Raw genomic sequence first — 18,116 nt, 5'->3', positions numbered from 1 at the left:
TCAAACTACCTTTTTATTAATAATACTACTATCATAAGTATTACCGGCGCTAGAATCAGTAGGTAATTAACTGGGTATGTGGATGCGTAGGCATATGCCGTAAGTAACCAGGCCTTGGCAATACCCTGTGGATTCTCAATCAATGCACCCTCGAAGTATACCGCAGAACCATTACTGCATAATTCCCTGAGGAAGGCCTCATTATTTGCCTCATTAATTAATGAGTTCATGAGCATCCCCGGGCTTGAAATGAGGATTACATAACCCCTACCAATGGATATGGCAACTATGACTGGGAATGAACCCGTTAGGTTACCGGCAATACTAAAGCGACTTGTTTCTGCAATAACCACAGCATTGGGGTCGCCTATATCGATCACCGTGGCATTATCCAGCGCCAGCACACCCTGATTCATTGATATTAATGGGTTACTCACCACAAACGCCAGTGGGAACTCCTCATTAATCACATTGAGTATTGGGTCCCTAATCATGAGGTTCGTGAACCTACTCCCAACACCCAACTCACTTAGTAATTGATTGCTAGCCTCCACATTACCGTCAATTACAACTAACCTACCGCCACTAACCACATAGTTAAGTAATGATGATATTAAGGACCTACTTAGGTTTGTTTCTGGGGTTATGAAGATGGAGGTGATACCACTGAGGTTGCTCGGTAGGGCATAGACGGGTTTTAGGCATATTGAGGCTGCTGTTGAGTAACCATCCCAATAGGAGTTGTATGCATCGAAGGGTGTTAGTGAGGGTCCTAGGGCTATGGCTATGAAAATAAAGGTGAGAATTACCACTGATATTGGAATCCACTTCATTGTGTGAATCGCCTCGCTAAATCCCAGGCGGTATTTACATCATTGTCTGTGGGTACGTATGGTGAATACAAGGCGTACTCCGTCAGTTTAACGAGGGATGCGAGCACCGTGTAATCATCATCACCCAACTTACCAGTCATGGCGCTTAGGTACTCCCTGAGCGTATCCGTACTTCTCAATTTAATCCCAGTTTTTTTGCTTACCACGTAAATTGCACTAGCCATTGCACTGACAATCTCCTTAACACTATCAATGTTTATCTTACCAACCGGTACATTACTCATTATTTTCCTCTCCAACGCCTTAACCTCAGGCCTAGCCCTAATACTGAGTGGGATGGGATTAAGGGATTCTGACTCCCGTGGGTTAATAACCTCCTGTCTGCTGGTTATTGTTATCATACCTGAACGCACAAGTAGGAAGAGCAGTATTGCGAGGGCTATGGGTATTACGACCTCGATTGGGTTTATTACGAAGATACCGTAGGCATAGGGAGTACCTATTACTGGTGGATTTGTAACCACTGAAACAACTATGTAACGCCTACCCATGCTTAGGGATGCTGGTATTGATAATGAGACTGTGAAGTTAGGGCCTGGCGCACTGATGTTCATCGCCTCATTACCGAGATATATCGTAAGTGTTAGGTTGTTGATCCAGGGAGTTACATGTATGGTCACTGGTACTGACAAGCCAGCAATCGCCACATTACTTGCCGTTACTGTTGCATTAATTATTATTGGGGATACCGCAATGGTGCCGTTGAAGTAGGCGGGTGAGTATGAATTAATGGGTGGTGCGTAAACCATGAGTGAGTAATTACCGGGTGTCATGTTGGTTGTGCCTACCGATGCGTAAAACCTATTGTTTATGGCGTACGTACTTACATTAAACCCATTAATACTAATAATTACCTGCCTAAGTGGGGGTCCATTCACATAACCACTAATGTTTATTGCGCTACCCCACGTCACCTGCTTAGTATAATTAACAATGAGTTGCGTTGAGTTGAAGTTAATGATTATGGGAGCCACCGCCCTAGAGGGTAGGAAGTTACTTCCTGGTGTTGGGTTGTATAGCGCGGTCACGTTTGTTATATTCATGTAAATCTGCGGTATTACAAAGCTCAGTGAGTAATGACCAGCTGCATTTGTTATTGCATAACCAACCTGGTTATTGCCTATGTATATGGTCACGGTGGCGTTCGGTATTGGCGTTCCATTTACCATAGTCAGCACTCCCTGGGTAATAACATCCTCACCAATGACCACCGGGTTTGGTGAGACTGCTATTGTTAACTCAGTCCCTGTATAATTACTGGCTATTATGCCTAGAAAAGTATTATTGAGATTGACTAGGTACTGCCTAATTGATTGGATTGTGCCAATCACCTGCCCAGTACTGTTAGGAGCAACACTACTGATTATGTTCGCTATGGTGTTTAACTCATTATTCGCCTCACTATCGAGTAGTAAACCCTCAAGGGCGAGGCTCCTAGCACCACTGTAGTTGCCCATTGATATTAGGCTAAGGGACTCGGAGTAAATACTACCTAACTCAGATAGGTAATTAGTGAGTTGTGACTCGTAGGAATGTAACTGGCTTAATGCAGGCATAGCCCTTACTGCCCCGGAAGCACCTAGGGCCTTAAGGAGACTCAGCGCGTCCGTGTAGTTGCTTATTGCATTCAATTCAAGGGCCTCTATGAATAGGTTTGTGACGCCCTGCACATCAACAGACAACTTCTCATTAAGTGGATTCATTATCGATAATGATTGCCACCTAATCATGTGGCCTAGGTAAGTAATGGCAATTATGAAGAGGAGCCCAATCAATGCGAGGTAAATAACCCTCATAGTACTGGCACACCCAGTATTTCAAGTATCCTAATTATTGCGAAGTAGAGGAATATAGCAACCAATACCACAGTGATTACTGTGGATACCCTACGCATACCAGGCGGTAGTGGGTGGGCAGTCACTATGGTCACTAGGTAGACCAGGATAATCAGTGAAATGTATATGGCAATGTCACCAACACCCAAGTATGCCAGGAATGCGATGATCACCGCGTAAAGCATTAACTGCGTTATTAGTAGTTGCTTAAGCACCACGACCAAGCACCCTAAGCCTAACCACTAAATCCCTGCCCCTGACTTCCTCGGACTCGATCATGACCGGTGAGTTAAGGGATTCAGCAATCACTGCAGCGACTAATGAAGCTGTTGGTGAACCAATAATGGACCTTGTTAATTCATTACCGTAAAGCTCACCAACCCTCGAATCCCTGACAACCACAGTAATGCCATTATCACTGATGGTAGTCACTATACCTCTAGCCACGGTTAGGTGATTAACAAGGCAATTGGTTAGGCTTGTGGAGGCATCACCACCTATTGCACCAGCACCCATGCACTTAGTAACTGCCGCGGAGCCTGGTGTGTAGAGCAGTAGGCCGGTCTCGCCTTCTGCACCGTACTTAACGGCGAATCCCCTGGGCAACCTAATGCTGGGTGGTATGGGCTTAACCAGTGGTACTAGTGCCATGGTGACCCCGAACTCCGTGGTATTACTGGGCATATAAATGGCCCTATTAGCCACCCCAAGGCTCTCAAGCAATACACTAACATTCACCCAACCAGTCCTGGCAAGCTCCAATTGAGTCCTCTCCAGCGCTCCCTCACCCCACGCGGCCAATAGGCCCATTATGATCACCGATATGCCGAGGACAAGGACTGGTGTTGAGTCAAGGATCAAGTAACCAATCACTGTTAGCCCAGCACCAAGTATCAACAGTGATATGCCTAGGTCACTGTTTATCCCTGGCACCTATCCTCACCTGCCTCGAATGCTCTGGCCTTCCTAACCAGGGCAACCGTGAGTAGGGCAATTGTTATGATATTCGTAGAAATCACAATAGGCACAAACCTAATACCCCATGGTGTGTAATTAAGTAGTAAGCCAATTAGGGGAACAACGGCTAGGCTAAGTCCTATGGACAGGGCAAGTCTCTCCAACGGACTCAACTCATCACCCCTTGGGTACAGAGCCTCAACAAGTGCGTAGCCTGGCATGAAGAGTATCATCAATGCCCCAAGGCCATACCTAAGGTAGATGAGGGGACCCGATGCTATTAGCAATACCGCAACCACGGAGGAAATAACAAGGACCAGGGATACCCAGTACCAAATACCCTCGATACTAAAGACATAAGCAACAGCGTTGCGCGGGACACCCTCCAGTTCCAGTTCCCCATTCTTCCACATCATCATTACCTCATAGGCAACAACGCCCTGCGATAAGCCCAAGTCCCTTGAAACAACACTAACCAATTCACTGACACTGGAGCACTGGTTAGCGCCTAGGGCCTTCCTGATGGCCTTCTTTACATCACTATTATCCACTGGGCATCACCTGCGTGACATTGATCCACAACTGCACGTAATTACCCGTGTACGTAAGCGTTAAATTACCTGGGTCGTACATCCAAAGCTCCCCAATCAACCTATACGAGCCAGTGGAGTTTAGGCTAAACGTTAGTGGTTCGATCCAAGTCCCATTATTCGCCAAAACCCTCTGGAAGACCATGACCGGTGTCTGGTTGAGTGGTGGTTCGGCGCTCGTGTTGCTTGTTATGAAGACCTTAACAATGAACCAGGTAGGGACACCCATGTGGTTATAGACATATATGTAGAGGTTAATTGGTTGTCCAATGATTACTGTGCTCGGGTAATCACCAAGCTTTCCAGTGGGGCCGAGGAGGGCTATTGCAGAGAAGGACTGGGTATAACTACTCACCACTGACTGGGCTGTTAGGAATACAATGAGTATTATGACAAGGGACAAGGCCACTGCGGCTACCTCCTCATTAAACAAAAACGTCCTACTCCTACCAGGGCCACCGCCCCTAACCCTATTACCACCCCTAACCCTAAGCCAGATAGAGCCTATGAATTCACGCCTCCACACGTAAAGCACCACGATTAGGGCTATTACAAGCACGATTACCAGGGCCTCAACTACCATATAAACCATGTGATGAAGACCAGTCCCAGGAAGCATTGATTGCGCATTGGTGACTATGCTATTTATGATTAACGAGGCATTACTCACCTGCCCCACGCTCTCAAGGTAGATGGCTTGATTCAATTCATTAATTAGAACCGTGGTGTTAACACCCAACCTACTCAACTCAACAATGTAGTGGTAAGCCATTAAGGCACTTGATTGCTGTGCATACGCCGTTATTCCCAATACCGCAAGCAACAGGATCAATATTAATGACCAACGGATCACTTAGCCAACCACCTGTAATGACCTGGCCTATTAAGCCACTGGAGCCCAGCAATCACTGGGTCCTTACCATGCCCAGCAATCCTAATGCCAACCACGTAGGCAACGAAGGATAGCCTCCTCATCACTGCCCCAAGTAGTGCCTCTATCACGGCGTCCCTAAGCATATTAATTAAGGCTCTTGACTTCACAATGAAGCCCATCCTCAAGTACATAATTGTGGCATTAAGCAATGCTCTCCTGAGTGGGTTCACCCTCCACCAGGAATTCACCCTAATGGCGAGTGACCTCACGTGGAGTAGGAAATGAAGGTCGACACCATTCACGTGACTCACCAGGAAATCCCTAACTAGGTCAATTACGTAATTATCAAGCATCAAACAAGAACTTCAGGGGGTGAAAATAAAGCTTTTCGCATAAATTATGACACAAATGGAGCCAGGAGAGGCCTAATGAAACCAGGTAATTGATCAAGCACAGACCTAGGTATTGGTCTCACAATGTATGTTATTAATAGCGCGAGGAGAAAAATAATCAATTGGTAGAGTGGCCAGGAACTTGTGATTAGTATGTAGGATAGAGCCACCGCGACCGAGAGCAATAGGTAGATTGCGGTATTCACAGCCAAGTGAGCAGCGCTTGGTCCCCTATCAATGGCTAGGTAGATGATTATGGAAACCATAGACCCGAGGTAGGAGGACAATATAACGGCGTAGAGACCAATACCACCATCAAAGGCCAGTAGGGATAATGATGATAAGACACTCGTGACTATGCCAATCCCGGAAATTACGAGGGCACTCCAACCCCTACCCAGTAACCAGTAATACGTCGTGTATATGGAAACCACGGAACTAAGCACCGCAGTACCGAACAGGGCAATACCATAGGGTATTGCGTCAATATAATTACCATGGACAATACCAATCAATGGCAGTAACGGCGCGAGTAATGCAGCGCCGAGGGCTAATATGCCGCTCACTGCGATGGCTGCTACCGCGTAATCACGGATCAAGTGATGCGTCTCACTTGCATTACTGCCAATTGCATGGGCTACCCTACTCCCAAAGACGTTAGTCACGGCACCACCCAGGGCAGTCACCGCACCAAGCATGTAAGTGACTAGGCTGTAGAGGGCTACGTAATTCGTGCCTATGAATAAGTAAATTATGTAGGTTATTGCGTAACCACCCACGGAACCCAGGTAACCAAGCAACCAATTCTGAATGCCAAGGTTTACGTAACCCCTCAAACCCCTCCTTATCAATGAAATTCCCCTCACTGGGTTCGGTATGTGCCTAACCAGGGACAGGTAGTAAATCAATGTGGCTAATTGACCAGTCACCATACCCAACTGTATTGCGTAAACATTCCTCATCACAAGCATCAACGCTATCTCAATACTCCTAAATGTTATGCTACCCAGCATACTGCCAATTCCCTGTGTTACTAATCTGCCAGTCATCCATAGGTATGCTGATAACGCGCCGTTAATGCCTGCCGTGATTACATAAACTGCATAAATAATGGTAAGACCCATATACTCACTGGGTATTTTACTGGCGAGGTATAGTGGCGTGGCGATTATTAGTGCTGCCGCGTAGAGTGTCGATATTGTTAGGGATATTGCGAGCAGGGCTGCGTAGTGATCACTAATGTCCAAACCCCTGGAATGCATCATTGCGCCCTCCCTGGCTATAGCCGCATCAACGCCGAGGGTCGGGAAGAACAAACCAATCATGCCAATCATGGCCATTAAAGTATTGTAATAACCATACTGGGTCAGGGGTATGTACCTGGTCAATACGATGACGTAGATCAATGCAAAGGTGTAATTAACCGCAGTGTATAGGTATCCAAATATCACACCACCAACTGGTGATTCCCTCATTATGCGAAGTCATCATTAGCAAGGCATAATTAAAGCATTATTCACAACAAGGATAATACCCATCACGTTTTACCCATGCCACTAATACTATAATTTATAAAGAATAGTGGTAAATCATTACATATGGATATAATTAGACTCATAGCCATTTTGGTAGCTGTAGCAATAGTAGTGGCATACATAGTAATTAATAATGTTCCCACTAATATCCATAATTACATAACACAACCAATCAGTATAGTCAACGATTCACTAAGCAAAATAAGCAGCAGCGTTATTACGCCCAATATAGAACTAAATACCCAGGGACTCTTAAGCGTGCTGAGCAGCATTAATAACGGCGCTGGATTACTTCATATGCACATACCAAGCGCACCAATGAATGTCACAGGAGGGCTCAGCTTTGAAGTACCCAAATTACCAACCAGCATAAACGGAACACTGGACATGAGCGTGCAACCATACAACGAACGAGCCATGACACTACTAATAACGAACCACCTCAACTGCACAGTAGTCATAAACAACATAACTGGGAATTACATAACCATGAACAGGCAATACACAGTCCCGCCACAGGGCACAGCCTCCATAGCACTGACAATAACTAACGCCCAAGCCCTCTACCAATCATACACGGCTGGCGAGGAGGCAATAACCATGAACCTGACAGCGTGTGGGGTGGGAATAACCACAGAGGGCATACTTGGTAAAACAACCAGTGTACAATTATCAATACCAAACCTGAGCGGCGGATACGTACGCATTGTAGTCAGGAATAATTATCCATTCATGGTAACCATATACAACATTACGGGCAGGTACATAACCCTAGTCAGCCCTGTGGAGGTACCACCAAACAGTACAGCAAGTGCGGAGTTCCACGTATGGAACTACACAGGCTTCTACGCCCTATACCAGGAGGGTGAGGAGGTGGTTAACGCATCCATGAACCTAGGCGGTACGGTGATCAGCGGCGAATTCATACTAAGCAGGGGAATTAACGCCACACCAATCAGCACAGGCGGTGTGTTGAGGGTCAACGTAGAAAACCCACTGAACACTGAGGTGATTATCTATGAATTACGAGGGCAATACATAGAACTGGCAAGCCCACCACAGGTGGTTCCACCTGGCTCCTCCTACATAACCATAAACGTGAGCAACTACCTCGGTCTCTACAGGGGCATTGCCATGGGTAATGAGGACGTACTAATAAAACTGGGCATCAACGGCATCAACCTGACTATGGTAACACCACTAAGCACAACAGCAGGTCTTAGCGACTTAAGGGGCGCCATACTGAGTATACCTGTCGAAAACCCAACGAGCCACGCAATAACCATATACAACATAACAAGCCCAATCCTACACCTAATGAACACCACGACAATACCGCCCATAGGAGAGACGGTGCTTAGGTTCCTCATGACCAACATAACCAACCCAGTGGGGAAAAACGTGACAATACTCCTGGGCATCATGGGCGTGAACCTAACAGAGGAGTTCACAATAGGCAGTACGGGGCTTGAACCAACGATCATAGAGATCCCCATCAAGAACCCACTCGGTGTACCCATGGAAATAATCAACATAACCAACCAATACGTACACCTTATGGCACCAGTCGAGATACCACCAAACAGCACTGGTATCCTCAGGCTCAGGGTAACCAATGCGAGCGCCCTTAACGAGTATGTCAATGTAACGGTCATGGTAGGCTCAACAATGGTCAGGCTGAGGGTGAGACCATGAGGATCAAGTACCCAATCACACTGGTGTACCTGGTCCTTGGGCTAGCCGTGGTGGCAACACCACTGTACTGGTGGACATACGACTTCGGCGGGCTACTCATAATTGGCACATCACCATTCCAATTCGTAATAACCCTCCTGGGAACGACCCTGGAGATCTCGGGCTTAATAACCGCAGTACTCGAGGCGTACAGGGCATACCTAATAATAACCCTGGCAAGAAACATATACCTAGTGACAATGAAGGATAAGCCGGTAAGGACCTACGCATTGACCTCACTATCAATACCATACCTCATCTACCCACTCATTATATACTACATAGCGAACTACGTATTTGGCGTGTACCACGTACCAGCGAAATACCCGCTGGTGCTCATGGACAGTGGAGTCATGGGTATGAATTACGGAGACACCAACATACTAATGACAATAACAATAACCCCACACCTAATATACTGGGTAGCCCTAGCCATAGGACTAATGGCAATACCAGCAGCCATAGAAACAAGAAGGCACAATAAGTCAAAGCAGGCAATAGGCAGTGAGGCAAGAAACCCAACGACACGTCCCCAGGGCAATATTTAAATAATGGCCATAACCCACTAAATTGTAATGTTTATACCACCCGAGGAGGCCCTGGGACTCATAAGGGACTTCCTGAACAACACCATCAATGTCGTCAGCCTGCAACTAATACAATCAACAAAGAAATTAGCCCTAAGACTCGGCGTTTGGTGGAGAATTGACCCACTACGAAGGGGTCTCCTCGAGGCGTCCATTCCATACCTAAGGCAAGGCCTCAGGTTCAAGTCACCGAAGGTCCTGGGAATGCTCAGGGAAGCGGTAATAGAGGCGCTAAGTCTCGTACTGATGAGAAAGGCGAAGTTCATAGCCTACCTAGTCGGCAGGAAACTGGTTGAGAGGCTTGATTGGGTCAGGGCTGTTGTTAGGAGGGTCCAGGACATAATCAACATGGGCCTAATGTGGCTGAACACACCAATAATATACAGACCAGAACTGGGCATGAACACGACAAACCCATGACAAGGCAGAGAAATAGCACTTTGAATACCAAAACCATTGAAAGGCCATTATCCATGATACTCACTGAATGGTTAACTGGCCCACTTAGGAATGGAAAGCAAGCAGTAATGACGACAATAGGGAGGGAAGCACAACGGCAATAACAAAACCAACAGGGAATTAACAAGAAAAACAATGGGAGGAACACAGACATGAGAAGAATCAAATTACCACTAGTCCCAAACCTCCAGGTCGAGTTCACCGATAGGGATTTGGCCCTTAGGCGTGTTGAGGAGTGGGTCGATAGGGGTATGAGGCTTGTGGAGGTGGTTTATGGTCCGGAGGGCTGTGGTAAGACTGCGTGGCTATTGCAGTCAATGGAGCTCCTTAGGGATTATGGCTTTGATGTGGTTTACGTAAATCCACTGAACGGTCAGGTCTACGCCGAGGTTGGGGTTAGGGACTTGAGGAATGAGCTTTTCAAGCTTGTCCAGGAGGCGATTAATCAAAACGCCCTGGCTAGGATAGCTTGGATCGCCTACAACGTGATTAATGAATTAATAAGGGTGAGGCGGGGCAGGGTGGCCATACTGGCTGATGACGTATTCCAAGTAATTGGGGTCAGGGAGTCGGCGATGTACGTTAAGGCGCTGCTAAACCTCATTGAGTACCCACCGGCTGAGTACGAGAGGGTGATAACCATAGTGACCACGAGTGAGGGTTTGTCGAGGAGGGAAATAGGCAGGCACACGTGGGCGCACCTAGACGTAATGTGGAACATGGCGAGGGAGAGCTTTAAACAACTATACAGTCAATTACCCAGCGGTAAGTTAGGCCTTGAGGAGGCCTGGAGAATAACCGGTGGAAACCCAAGAATGTTGGGTGAATTAATCACAAAGGGCTGGAACACCAAGGAAGTAGTCAACTGGCTAATGGATTCCAAAACCATTACGCAAAGCTTCATAAACAAATGGCGCAACTGGCTCGAGAAAGCCATCGAAAACCCAGACACCCTATGGGCCAACGCACCCGAGGAACTAATAAACGAACTAACCGAACGCAACCTAATAATCCACCCACTACCAAGCAGAGACTCAATAACCTGGATAGACCAACCACCACCAGAGAAAGACCTCGAGCTCGGTATTGGTAAGTACGTCGCTTGGCAAACACCACTGCATAGAGAGGCCGTGAGAAGGACGCTTCAGGAATTAACATGAGCAAGGATTAATAACCCAGGCCTAATCATCAAGGTAGCCAGCATGAGCGTAGTGTCCATCGAGGTTCCAAGGACACTATACGAGGAGACCATGAAGAAGGGGGTCGATGTAAATGAATTGGCGATAGACACATTGATCAAGGCCCTAAACCTAGACCCAGAAACAACCGCAAGGGCCAGGCTGGAACTAGCCACTAAATACCTAAAAATACCTAAACGAGGGCAGGGAACTCATAGACAAGGACCCGGTCCAGGCCAGCGAGAAACTCTACAAGGCAGCCGAGGAGGTCGTTAGGGCGTTGACGCAGCACTACGGCATCAAGGACATGCTGGCTAGAGTCGAGGAAAGAGGAAGGTGGACAGTGACTGACCTGGAGAAGGCGGTCATGGGACACCGCGAACCACCTACACGTGTGGGGATTCCACGAGGCGAAGCTAAACGCCGAAGACATCAACGACAGACTACCAGACATAGAGAAAATGATACAGGAGGCACAGAGGGTATTGGACAGTGAAGGTAGGGGTCTAAAATCATAGCATTGGCGAGAGAATGAGGATAATACACGTAGCACCCTTCTACTACCCCGTGATCGGCGGCGTTGAGGACGTGGTTAAGCACATAGCCGAACACATGGCTGGCAAGGGTCATGAGGTCTATGTGGTGACCTACAATAGGCTTAGGGTAGGCTGCATCGGCTCATTGCCCAGGGAGGAGACTATAAACGGCGTCAGGGTAATCAGGCTTAGGCCAGGCATAACCTGGAGCCACGGAACCTACAGCCCAGAACTACCCCAGGTCATAAAGTCACTAAAGCCAGACATAGTCCACGTGCACGTCTGGAGGCACCCACATGTATTTCAAGTAGCTAAACTTAAGCGACAGCTTAGATTTAAAGCCATACTACATGGCCATATGCCTTTTTATCCTATCTTTAAAGTAGGCCCAGTTACATGGGGTTATTACCAACTTGTTGATACTTTCTTTAATAATACCTTGAAATATTACGATGAATATATAGCATTAATACCATTAGAAAAAGATATAGTTATAAATAAGCTACATGTAGATGGAGATAAAGTGGCAATAATACCAAACGGTATAGAGTATGTACCAAAAACTGATGTCGATAAAAATCAAGATCAAATATTGTACCTAGGCAGAATAAGTAAGGATAAGAATGTATCATTATTGATTAAATCAATGATATACCTTAAAGGTAAAGCAAGATTAGTACTAGCAGGGCCTGATGAAGGAATTCTTAGATCTTTATACCAATTCGCAGTAAGGCACAACATCAGGATATCATATTTAGGAGTTGTTAGTGATGAGGAAAAGTATAAGCTCTACTTATCATCAAGGATATTTGCATTCCCATCAAAGTATGATGCAATGCCGGTAACGTTGCTGGAAGTGGCATCAACGGGCACTCCCTCTGTAATAACGGGATGGGGAGGTCAAATATACACAGCACCACCAGGAAGAGCAAGCTTATGGGCTCCACCAAAGCCTAAGGAATACGCTGGGGCAATCTTAAGTCTGATAACAGATGAGGATTTTTATAAGAAGTTAAGTAGTAAAGCCAAAGAATGGGCACAATACTTCCTGTGGAGAAAAATTTTACAAATATACGAAAAACTGTATGAGGGCCTGATGTGAAGATCATTCATATACATCACCATTACTCGCCTATAACTGGAGGTATCGAAAACGTGGTTAAGGCCTTGACTGAGGGTAGGATCGAGGTAATACCAAACGGCGTTGAGGAGGACAGATGCGACGTTAATAGTAACGCCAAGGCTAATAACCAAGTCCTCTACCTGGGCAAGATAAGCAAGTCAAAGAACATAAACCTACTCATCAAGGCAATGAATTACGTAACTAAGGAAATGAAGAGCGCCAAGTTAATCCTGGCAGGGCCAGACGAAGGCTTAATCCACGACATACTAAACTACGCAGAGAGACACGGCATAAACACGCAGTACATGGGCGAGGTGAGTGAGGAGCTGAAGCATAAGCTGTACCTGGAAAGCACAATCTACGCGCTGCCATCACTATACGAACCATTCGGAATAACACTACTTGAGGCTGGAATCCACGGAACACCATCAACAATAACGGGAAACGGAGGACAAGCAGAGGCCGCACCACCAAATCTGGCGAGCCTATGGGCAGAGCCCAAGCCGGAGAAATACGGAGAAGCCATAACCACATTATTAACCGATGAGGAATTAAGGAAGAAGCTCAAAACCCAAGCCAAGGAATGGGCGCAAAAACACTTATGGAATAAAGTACTACCCAGGTACGAGGAACTCTACAATAAGCTTATCAGCAATGAATAGACTAACCGTATTCCTACTGCATGCACTATCTGGACGTTTATTACTTGAATTAAGGGAGATGAACATGAAAATTAATAGGGCACTTCACGAGATAAGGGATGCCTTAGAGGGGAAAGTGCAACCAATAAGTGCTAAAAGATTGCCCCTAGTCACAATCTGTATACCAACGAGAAATGAGGAACACTTCATAGGACAGGCACTCTTTGCAATACAGAGAATTAATGTATATCCCAGGTATGAAGTCATCGTAGTTGATAATTTATCGAGTGATAGGACAAGAGATATAGCAAAAACGTTCGGCGCGAAAATTATTGAAAATACTCACGTAGGTAAATTAGGCCTATCTAGGCACATGTGCTCGCTGGAGGCGGGGGGTGAAATAATAGTACAAATTGATGCGGATACTGTACTAACACCATTCATACTTTATAGAACAGTGATCAACTTAATGAAACAGAAGCTTGGTATCTATCATGTTTCGCATTACTACTATGATGCTTATAATTTGGCAGCTCATTATTACGATAAATACTTCAGGAAACCGTATAAAACAACGGGGCACTTCATAGCTTACACTCGCGAATTGTATGATTACGTTCAATTTGATGTAAATGCGGCATTAGCAACGGAAGACTACAAATTTGGCGAAGACGTCTATAGGAGATTTGGTTCAAAGATTTTCAAATTCGATACAAACGAGACAGTATTAGTAAGCGCCAGAGGCTACAAACGTAGAGGATTACTAAGGGAGCTCAACTATCTTCTAAGAGAGACATAAAGTGCATAAAACACTATGAAGATAGTCCACGTTCATCACCACTACTGGCCCGTGGTTGGCGGCTTAGAGAATGTGGTTAAGGCCCTGGCTGAGGGCATGGCTAAGCTTAGGCATGAAGTCCACGTGATAACGAGCCAATACGGAGCCGAGAACAGACCCAGGGAGGAGGTTATTAACGGCGTCCATATTCATAGGGTTAAGGCGGTTAGGCTAGGTTACCCAGACTTAACCTACCCACTGAAGGTGCCTAGAGACCTTTTGAGGAATGCTGATGTTGTTCATGGGCATAGCCAAAACAGCCTATTCACAGTCAAGGTCGTCGAGGAAGCCAAGAAGCTTGGCATAAAGACTATGATGCATTTCATGGCTGTAGACGCCTTGAGGGATCACCCAAACGCACTGGTCCGGTTGTTAGGTCCTAAGTACTCAAATACCATGCTTAAAAGGGCATTAGGCATTGCCGATGTGCGGTTGGCACGTAGCCTCAGGGATAAGGCACTGATTGAGGGTAGGTTTGGTGTAAATGTGGAATACGTGCCTGATGGAGTTCCCAGGTGGTTTATAGAGCGTGATTATCTTGGCGACGCGTTTAGGAGTAAATACGGTATAAATGGTGATTACGTGCTCTACGTGGGTAGGTTACACCCATTGAAGGGCGTTGACGTGTTAATAAAGGCGATGAGTTTGGTGATAAATAAGATCGACTTAAGGCTTGTCATTGTAGGGCCTGGTGAGCGGAGACCATACATGGAGTTGGCGCGCAGGGTTGGCGTTGATAAGCACGTGTTCTTCCTAGGCTTCATAAGTGAGGAGGATAAGGTTGGGGCCATCGATGGTTCTATAGGTGTTGTTTTACCGAGCATAAGCAATTATGTGGAGGTCTACCCAATGATAATAACAGAGGCCTGGGCCAGGGCTAAGCCGATAATAGCGACAATGGTTGGCGGCGTACTATACAGGGTAAAGCACATGACAAATGGACTTCTCGTATCGCCTAGGAACCCAGCGGCGCTCGCAGAGGCCATAGTAACACTAGCAGAGGACAAAGAATTAGGCAGGAGATTGGGGGCTGAGGGTAGGAAGTCCGTGCTCACCTGGGACGAGATAGTGAATAAACTATTAAGCATATACTCGGGTGGGTAACGGAATGGGCGAGACAATACTAATCACTGGCGGGGCTGGGTTCATAGGTAGCCACATGGTGGATAGGTTAGTCAACGAGGGCTTCAAGGTCAGGGTAATCGACAACCTAAGTAGCGGCAGGCTGGAAAACCTGAAGCACCTCGGCACCTCAATAGAGGCCATGATTGGTGACTTGAAGAAACCAGAGGACGCACTCAAGGCAGTAGACGGGGTGGATGCAGTCTTCCACTTCGCTGCGAATCCGGAGGTTAGGGTAAGCACCACAAACCCGGAGACCCACTTCAACGAGAATGTGGTGGCCACATTCAACCTACTTGAGGCAATGAGGAGGAGAGGCGTTAAGGAGTTGGTCTTCGCGTCCTCAAGCTCGGTCTACGGCGAACCAAGCGAAATACCAGTCGGTGAGGACGCGCCGATTAGGCCGGTCTCGGTGTACGGAGCAAGCAAGGCGGCTTGCGAAAACCTAATACACGCCTACACGAGACTCTACGGCATTAGGGCCGTGGTGCTCAGGTACGCCAATGTCGTTGGACCAAGGCTAAGACACGGCGTCGTCTGGGACTTCATGAACAAGCTCAGGACTAACCCAAGGGAGCTTGAGGTGCTTGGCAACGGTACCCAGGTCAGGAGTTACATATACATTGATGATGCCGTGGAGGCGACAATACTGGCCTGGAGAAAGGCTAGTGATGCATTCAATGTCTTTAACGTCGCGTCAGAGGATTGGATAACCGTAGACGAGGTGGCTAAGATAGTCATCGAGACCATGGGGCTCAAGGACGTGAAAATAATCCATAAACCAGTCGCGCATGGAGTTGGCTGGCTAGGTGACGTAAAGAAAATAGCACTTAAAATAGAGAGGTTAAAGGCATTAGGCTTCAAACCGAAATTAAATAGCGCACAGGCTGTTAAGGAAACCGTTCTGGGCATGATGTAGGGTATGGCTTTAATAAACCTACTTAATGAATTGTTGAATCAAGCAATTGTTAGGTATGCAATAGTCATGTACATCATATGGTTAATACTTCCCTTACTTTCGTTAACAGATAGGAAGAACTTCCGTCTAACCAGCATTAACGCCGCAAGAACCGCGGTAATACTATTAATAATGTATGTTATTAGCTCGGTATTAATAATACTCGTGGGATTCAAGATATACTTCCCCTACGTGAATTCTATTTTTCTCACATTGACTACTTGGCTAATTCTGCAGAGTAAAAATGAGAATAAAGAGTTGCCCCTAATGTTACTCGTCTTAATGTTAATTTTAATTCCGTACACTGTAGTTATGATCTACGACTCATACCCATTGGGTGATGATGTTAGGTTTACGGTGGGGTTTGCAGCGGCAATAGCCCATGATGGCAGATGGATACCTCTTAAGTATAACGAAAATGATTATTACCAACCGTTCGATGCCGAACCAGCACTAACGTACATGTTGCTCTCAACCATGGGAGTTCCCCTTAAGGATATACCGATCTACTACTTGTTGCTTAAGTATAGCTTATTTCTCATTTACGTACTAAGCATTTACTTCATAACCTATAGGCTAACTAATAGTAAAGGGACTGCGCAGTTGGCGTTGCTTCTTTTCTCTATAACACCACCATTGTCGTTGACTCAAATAGTTGCTCAGGGCGTATCAATTGTGCTAGCACTATTAACATTAACAGCAATAATCAATCAACAATTAAATAATACCAACAACATATGGGTAGTGATTTTAGTATTTGCAGTAAGCGGTGTGATATTTCACGCAACATATCCATTGGTGATTGCGGCATACTTACTACCATTACTATTGATTAAAGGAGATGCTGTAATACGCCTTGGTCGTAATAGAGCCGGGAATTACCTGGCAATAATAATGGCGATAAGTATTGCATACTGGGTATTCACCTTCGCGGGAATTGCTGTATTCAGCGGCTTGCCGATGTCGATAGTGCAATTCATAAACTTCTTGGCAGGTGCTTTTAAGCCGTACGCAACGGCTTGGCAACCGTGGTATGGACCCGGCCTTAACCAATATTTAGTATCGTGGACGCTAGTACCGGCAATAGCAGCATCAGCAATTACGTACTTTATAATTAAGAAAATGACCAGGATTGGTAACTTACCGGAGAATAACAATAGGTATCTGGTAGTACTTGGTCTATTAGGGCTTTTAGGTATAGTTCTGAACTTCATAGCAAGGCAATCCACATGGCTAGGCGGAAGATACTTTTACTGGCTTTACCTACTGCTACTTCCACTTGTCTCTTACTTCATCATAATGACGTTCAGAGACAGAATTATTAGTACCCTATTAGTTATCGCATTGATCGCAATATTAGGCTTCTATGGTGTTCAAGATCCTACGCACTCAGCCAATACATTCATAACGGGCATAGGATGGGCTAATAACTTATCATGGAAAGTGTCCTGGGTTATAGCACCCTTATTAAGCGGCAACATGCCCACGATACTAGACCCAAGAATAGGAACCCCACTATTCGCAATCAATTTCATACTCAATAAACCGCCACCCCCAGCCCCGCGGACTGGGTATCCAGCACTAATAATCATCGGAAACGATAATATAGGGGCAAGAATATACGAACCCACTAACAGTACGAGTGTAGTAATATCACTCAATTTCTACAAAGCCTACATTACCCGATTAGGATGAGAATTTTATATGTTTCTCACGGCGACGTATTCAGTAGGCATGAGTTGGGGTTTCTGGCTGCCTAATATGCACGGCAGTCTTTATCTGCAATATTAGTGTTTGTTGTTCTGTACCTATATCCAAAGGGAAATAATGATGTAAGTAAGTACCTAATCTATCATAATATGCA

Annotated in this window: 19 protein-coding genes and 1 pseudogene; 12 read left to right on the top strand and 8 right to left on the bottom strand. The window is 45.9% G+C overall.

The annotated features are described in order from the left end of the window. Window positions 1-5 precede the first annotated feature (5 nt). Genes VMUT_RS05755 through VMUT_RS05720 form a run of 8 tightly spaced genes read right to left on the bottom strand, consistent with a single transcriptional unit; the run spans window position 6 to window position 7,016 of the window. The gene (locus VMUT_RS05755; RefSeq protein ID WP_013604476.1) at window positions 6-833 is read right to left on the bottom strand and encodes a DUF4350 domain-containing protein; all 828 of its coding nucleotides are present in this window, start codon (window positions 831-833) and stop codon (window positions 6-8) included. Continuing rightward, entirely contained in the window at window positions 830-2,689 is a 1,860-nt protein-coding gene (locus tag VMUT_RS05750; protein ID WP_013604475.1) for a carboxypeptidase-like regulatory domain-containing protein, read from the bottom strand. The genes VMUT_RS05755 and VMUT_RS05750 overlap by 4 nt, the downstream gene beginning before the upstream one ends. Then, window positions 2,686-2,946 (bottom strand): hypothetical protein, encoded by a 261-nt coding sequence (locus VMUT_RS05745; RefSeq protein ID WP_148224682.1) that lies wholly within the window; start codon window positions 2,944-2,946, stop codon window positions 2,686-2,688. The genes VMUT_RS05750 and VMUT_RS05745 overlap by 4 nt, the downstream gene beginning before the upstream one ends. Then, a complete protein-coding gene (locus VMUT_RS05740) occupies window positions 2,936-3,661 on the bottom strand; it encodes a DUF7982 domain-containing protein (RefSeq protein WP_013604473.1) in 726 nt (241 codons plus the stop codon). The genes VMUT_RS05745 and VMUT_RS05740 overlap by 11 nt, the downstream gene beginning before the upstream one ends. Beyond that, entirely contained in the window at window positions 3,649-4,236 is a 588-nt protein-coding gene (locus tag VMUT_RS05735; RefSeq protein WP_013604472.1) for a DUF8471 domain-containing protein, read from the bottom strand. Before VMUT_RS05735 ends, VMUT_RS05740 begins: the two co-directional genes overlap by 13 nt. Then, the gene (locus tag VMUT_RS05730) at window positions 4,229-5,128 is read right to left on the bottom strand and encodes a DUF1616 domain-containing protein (protein ID WP_013604471.1); all 900 of its coding nucleotides are present in this window, start codon (window positions 5,126-5,128) and stop codon (window positions 4,229-4,231) included. The genes VMUT_RS05735 and VMUT_RS05730 overlap by 8 nt, the downstream gene beginning before the upstream one ends. Next, the gene (locus tag VMUT_RS05725) at window positions 5,125-5,502 is read right to left on the bottom strand and encodes a hypothetical protein (protein ID WP_013604470.1); all 378 of its coding nucleotides are present in this window, start codon (window positions 5,500-5,502) and stop codon (window positions 5,125-5,127) included. The genes VMUT_RS05730 and VMUT_RS05725 overlap by 4 nt, the downstream gene beginning before the upstream one ends. Before the next feature lie 44 nt (window positions 5,503-5,546). Next, on the bottom strand, window positions 5,547-7,016 hold the full coding sequence (locus tag VMUT_RS05720) for an oligosaccharide flippase family protein (protein ID WP_013604469.1): 1,470 nt from the start codon (window positions 7,014-7,016) through the stop codon (window positions 5,547-5,549). A gap of 123 nt (window positions 7,017-7,139) precedes the next feature. Between VMUT_RS05720 and VMUT_RS05715 the strand changes: the two genes are divergently transcribed. The 12 genes and pseudogenes from VMUT_RS05715 to VMUT_RS05665 all read left to right on the top strand — a co-directional run bounded on the left by VMUT_RS05715 (window position 7,140) and on the right by VMUT_RS05665 (window position 17,947). Next, entirely contained in the window at window positions 7,140-8,771 is a 1,632-nt protein-coding gene (locus VMUT_RS05715) for a hypothetical protein (RefSeq protein ID WP_013604468.1), read from the top strand. Continuing rightward, window positions 8,768-9,358, top strand: a complete 591-nt coding sequence (locus VMUT_RS05710) for a hypothetical protein (protein WP_013604467.1) — start codon at window positions 8,768-8,770, stop codon at window positions 9,356-9,358. The genes VMUT_RS05715 and VMUT_RS05710 overlap by 4 nt, the downstream gene beginning before the upstream one ends. 27 nt (window positions 9,359-9,385) lie before the next feature. Next, complete coding sequence (locus tag VMUT_RS05705; RefSeq protein ID WP_013604466.1) at window positions 9,386-9,817, top strand: hypothetical protein; 432 nt, start codon at window positions 9,386-9,388, stop codon at window positions 9,815-9,817. Between the two features lie 191 nt (window positions 9,818-10,008). After that, on the top strand, window positions 10,009-11,016 hold the full coding sequence (locus tag VMUT_RS05700; protein ID WP_013604465.1) for an ATP-binding protein: 1,008 nt from the start codon (window positions 10,009-10,011) through the stop codon (window positions 11,014-11,016). Between the two features lie 42 nt (window positions 11,017-11,058). Continuing rightward, on the top strand, window positions 11,059-11,310 hold the full coding sequence (locus VMUT_RS13105; RefSeq protein ID WP_237699726.1) for a hypothetical protein: 252 nt from the start codon (window positions 11,059-11,061) through the stop codon (window positions 11,308-11,310). After that, window positions 11,249-11,552: pseudogene (locus VMUT_RS13100) on the top strand (PaREP1 family protein). Before VMUT_RS13105 ends, VMUT_RS13100 begins: the two are co-directional and overlap by 62 nt. 13 nt (window positions 11,553-11,565) lie before the next feature. Beyond that, the gene (locus VMUT_RS05690; RefSeq protein WP_013604463.1) at window positions 11,566-12,672 is read left to right on the top strand and encodes a glycosyltransferase family 4 protein; all 1,107 of its coding nucleotides are present in this window, start codon (window positions 11,566-11,568) and stop codon (window positions 12,670-12,672) included. Between the two features lie 53 nt (window positions 12,673-12,725). Continuing rightward, window positions 12,726-13,355, top strand: coding sequence for a glycosyltransferase family 4 protein (locus VMUT_RS05685; protein ID WP_013604462.1), 630 nt, complete (start codon window positions 12,726-12,728; stop codon window positions 13,353-13,355). A 64-nt stretch (window positions 13,356-13,419) separates the two neighbouring features. Next, window positions 13,420-14,133: a glycosyltransferase family 2 protein gene (locus VMUT_RS12270; RefSeq protein ID WP_158304793.1), complete on the top strand. Its 714-nt coding sequence runs from the start codon at window positions 13,420-13,422 to the stop codon at window positions 14,131-14,133. Between the two features lie 15 nt (window positions 14,134-14,148). Next, complete coding sequence (locus VMUT_RS05675) at window positions 14,149-15,276, top strand: glycosyltransferase family 4 protein (protein ID WP_013604460.1); 1,128 nt, start codon at window positions 14,149-14,151, stop codon at window positions 15,274-15,276. 4 nt (window positions 15,277-15,280) lie between these two features. Continuing rightward, window positions 15,281-16,213, top strand: coding sequence for an SDR family NAD(P)-dependent oxidoreductase (locus tag VMUT_RS05670; RefSeq protein ID WP_013604459.1), 933 nt, complete (start codon window positions 15,281-15,283; stop codon window positions 16,211-16,213). A 3-nt stretch (window positions 16,214-16,216) separates the two neighbouring features. After that, the gene (locus tag VMUT_RS05665) at window positions 16,217-17,947 is read left to right on the top strand and encodes a hypothetical protein (protein WP_013604458.1); all 1,731 of its coding nucleotides are present in this window, start codon (window positions 16,217-16,219) and stop codon (window positions 17,945-17,947) included. The last annotated feature ends 169 nt before the right edge of the window (window positions 17,948-18,116 follow it).

The sequence above is a fragment of the Vulcanisaeta moutnovskia 768-28 genome, from assembly GCF_000190315.1.
In the GTDB taxonomy this organism is placed as follows: Archaea; Thermoproteota; Thermoprotei; order Thermoproteales; family Thermocladiaceae; genus Vulcanisaeta; species Vulcanisaeta moutnovskia.
Note: the sequence above shows the minus strand (reverse complement) of the source record. Positions and strands in the feature narration are given on the sequence as shown.

What these genes read in the sequence shown, in the direction of transcription:
- VMUT_RS05725 (WP_013604470.1), bottom strand. Translation starts at nt 5,502, where the DNA reads ATGCTTGATAATTACGTAATTGACCTAGTTAGGGATTTCCTGGTGAGT.
- VMUT_RS05705 (WP_013604466.1), top strand. Translation starts at nt 9,386, where the DNA reads ATGTTTATACCACCCGAGGAGGCCCTGGGACTCATAAGGGACTTCCTG.
- VMUT_RS05675 (WP_013604460.1), top strand. Translation starts at nt 14,149, where the DNA reads ATGAAGATAGTCCACGTTCATCACCACTACTGGCCCGTGGTTGGCGGC.
- VMUT_RS12270 (WP_158304793.1), top strand. Translation starts at nt 13,420, where the DNA reads ATGAAAATTAATAGGGCACTTCACGAGATAAGGGATGCCTTAGAGGGG.
- VMUT_RS05710 (WP_013604467.1), top strand. Translation starts at nt 8,768, where the DNA reads ATGAGGATCAAGTACCCAATCACACTGGTGTACCTGGTCCTTGGGCTA.
- VMUT_RS05670 (WP_013604459.1), top strand. Translation starts at nt 15,281, where the DNA reads ATGGGCGAGACAATACTAATCACTGGCGGGGCTGGGTTCATAGGTAGC.
- VMUT_RS05700 (WP_013604465.1), top strand. Translation starts at nt 10,009, where the DNA reads ATGAGAAGAATCAAATTACCACTAGTCCCAAACCTCCAGGTCGAGTTC.
- VMUT_RS05690 (WP_013604463.1), top strand. Translation starts at nt 11,566, where the DNA reads ATGAGGATAATACACGTAGCACCCTTCTACTACCCCGTGATCGGCGGC.
- VMUT_RS05665 (WP_013604458.1), top strand. Translation starts at nt 16,217, where the DNA reads ATGGCTTTAATAAACCTACTTAATGAATTGTTGAATCAAGCAATTGTT.
- VMUT_RS05750 (WP_013604475.1), bottom strand. Translation starts at nt 2,689, where the DNA reads ATGAGGGTTATTTACCTCGCATTGATTGGGCTCCTCTTCATAATTGCC.
- VMUT_RS05720 (WP_013604469.1), bottom strand. Translation starts at nt 7,016, where the DNA reads ATGAGGGAATCACCAGTTGGTGGTGTGATATTTGGATACCTATACACT.
- VMUT_RS05755 (WP_013604476.1), bottom strand. Translation starts at nt 833, where the DNA reads ATGAAGTGGATTCCAATATCAGTGGTAATTCTCACCTTTATTTTCATA.
- VMUT_RS05715 (WP_013604468.1), top strand. Translation starts at nt 7,140, where the DNA reads ATGGATATAATTAGACTCATAGCCATTTTGGTAGCTGTAGCAATAGTA.
- VMUT_RS13105 (WP_237699726.1), top strand. Translation starts at nt 11,059, where the DNA reads ATGAGCGTAGTGTCCATCGAGGTTCCAAGGACACTATACGAGGAGACC.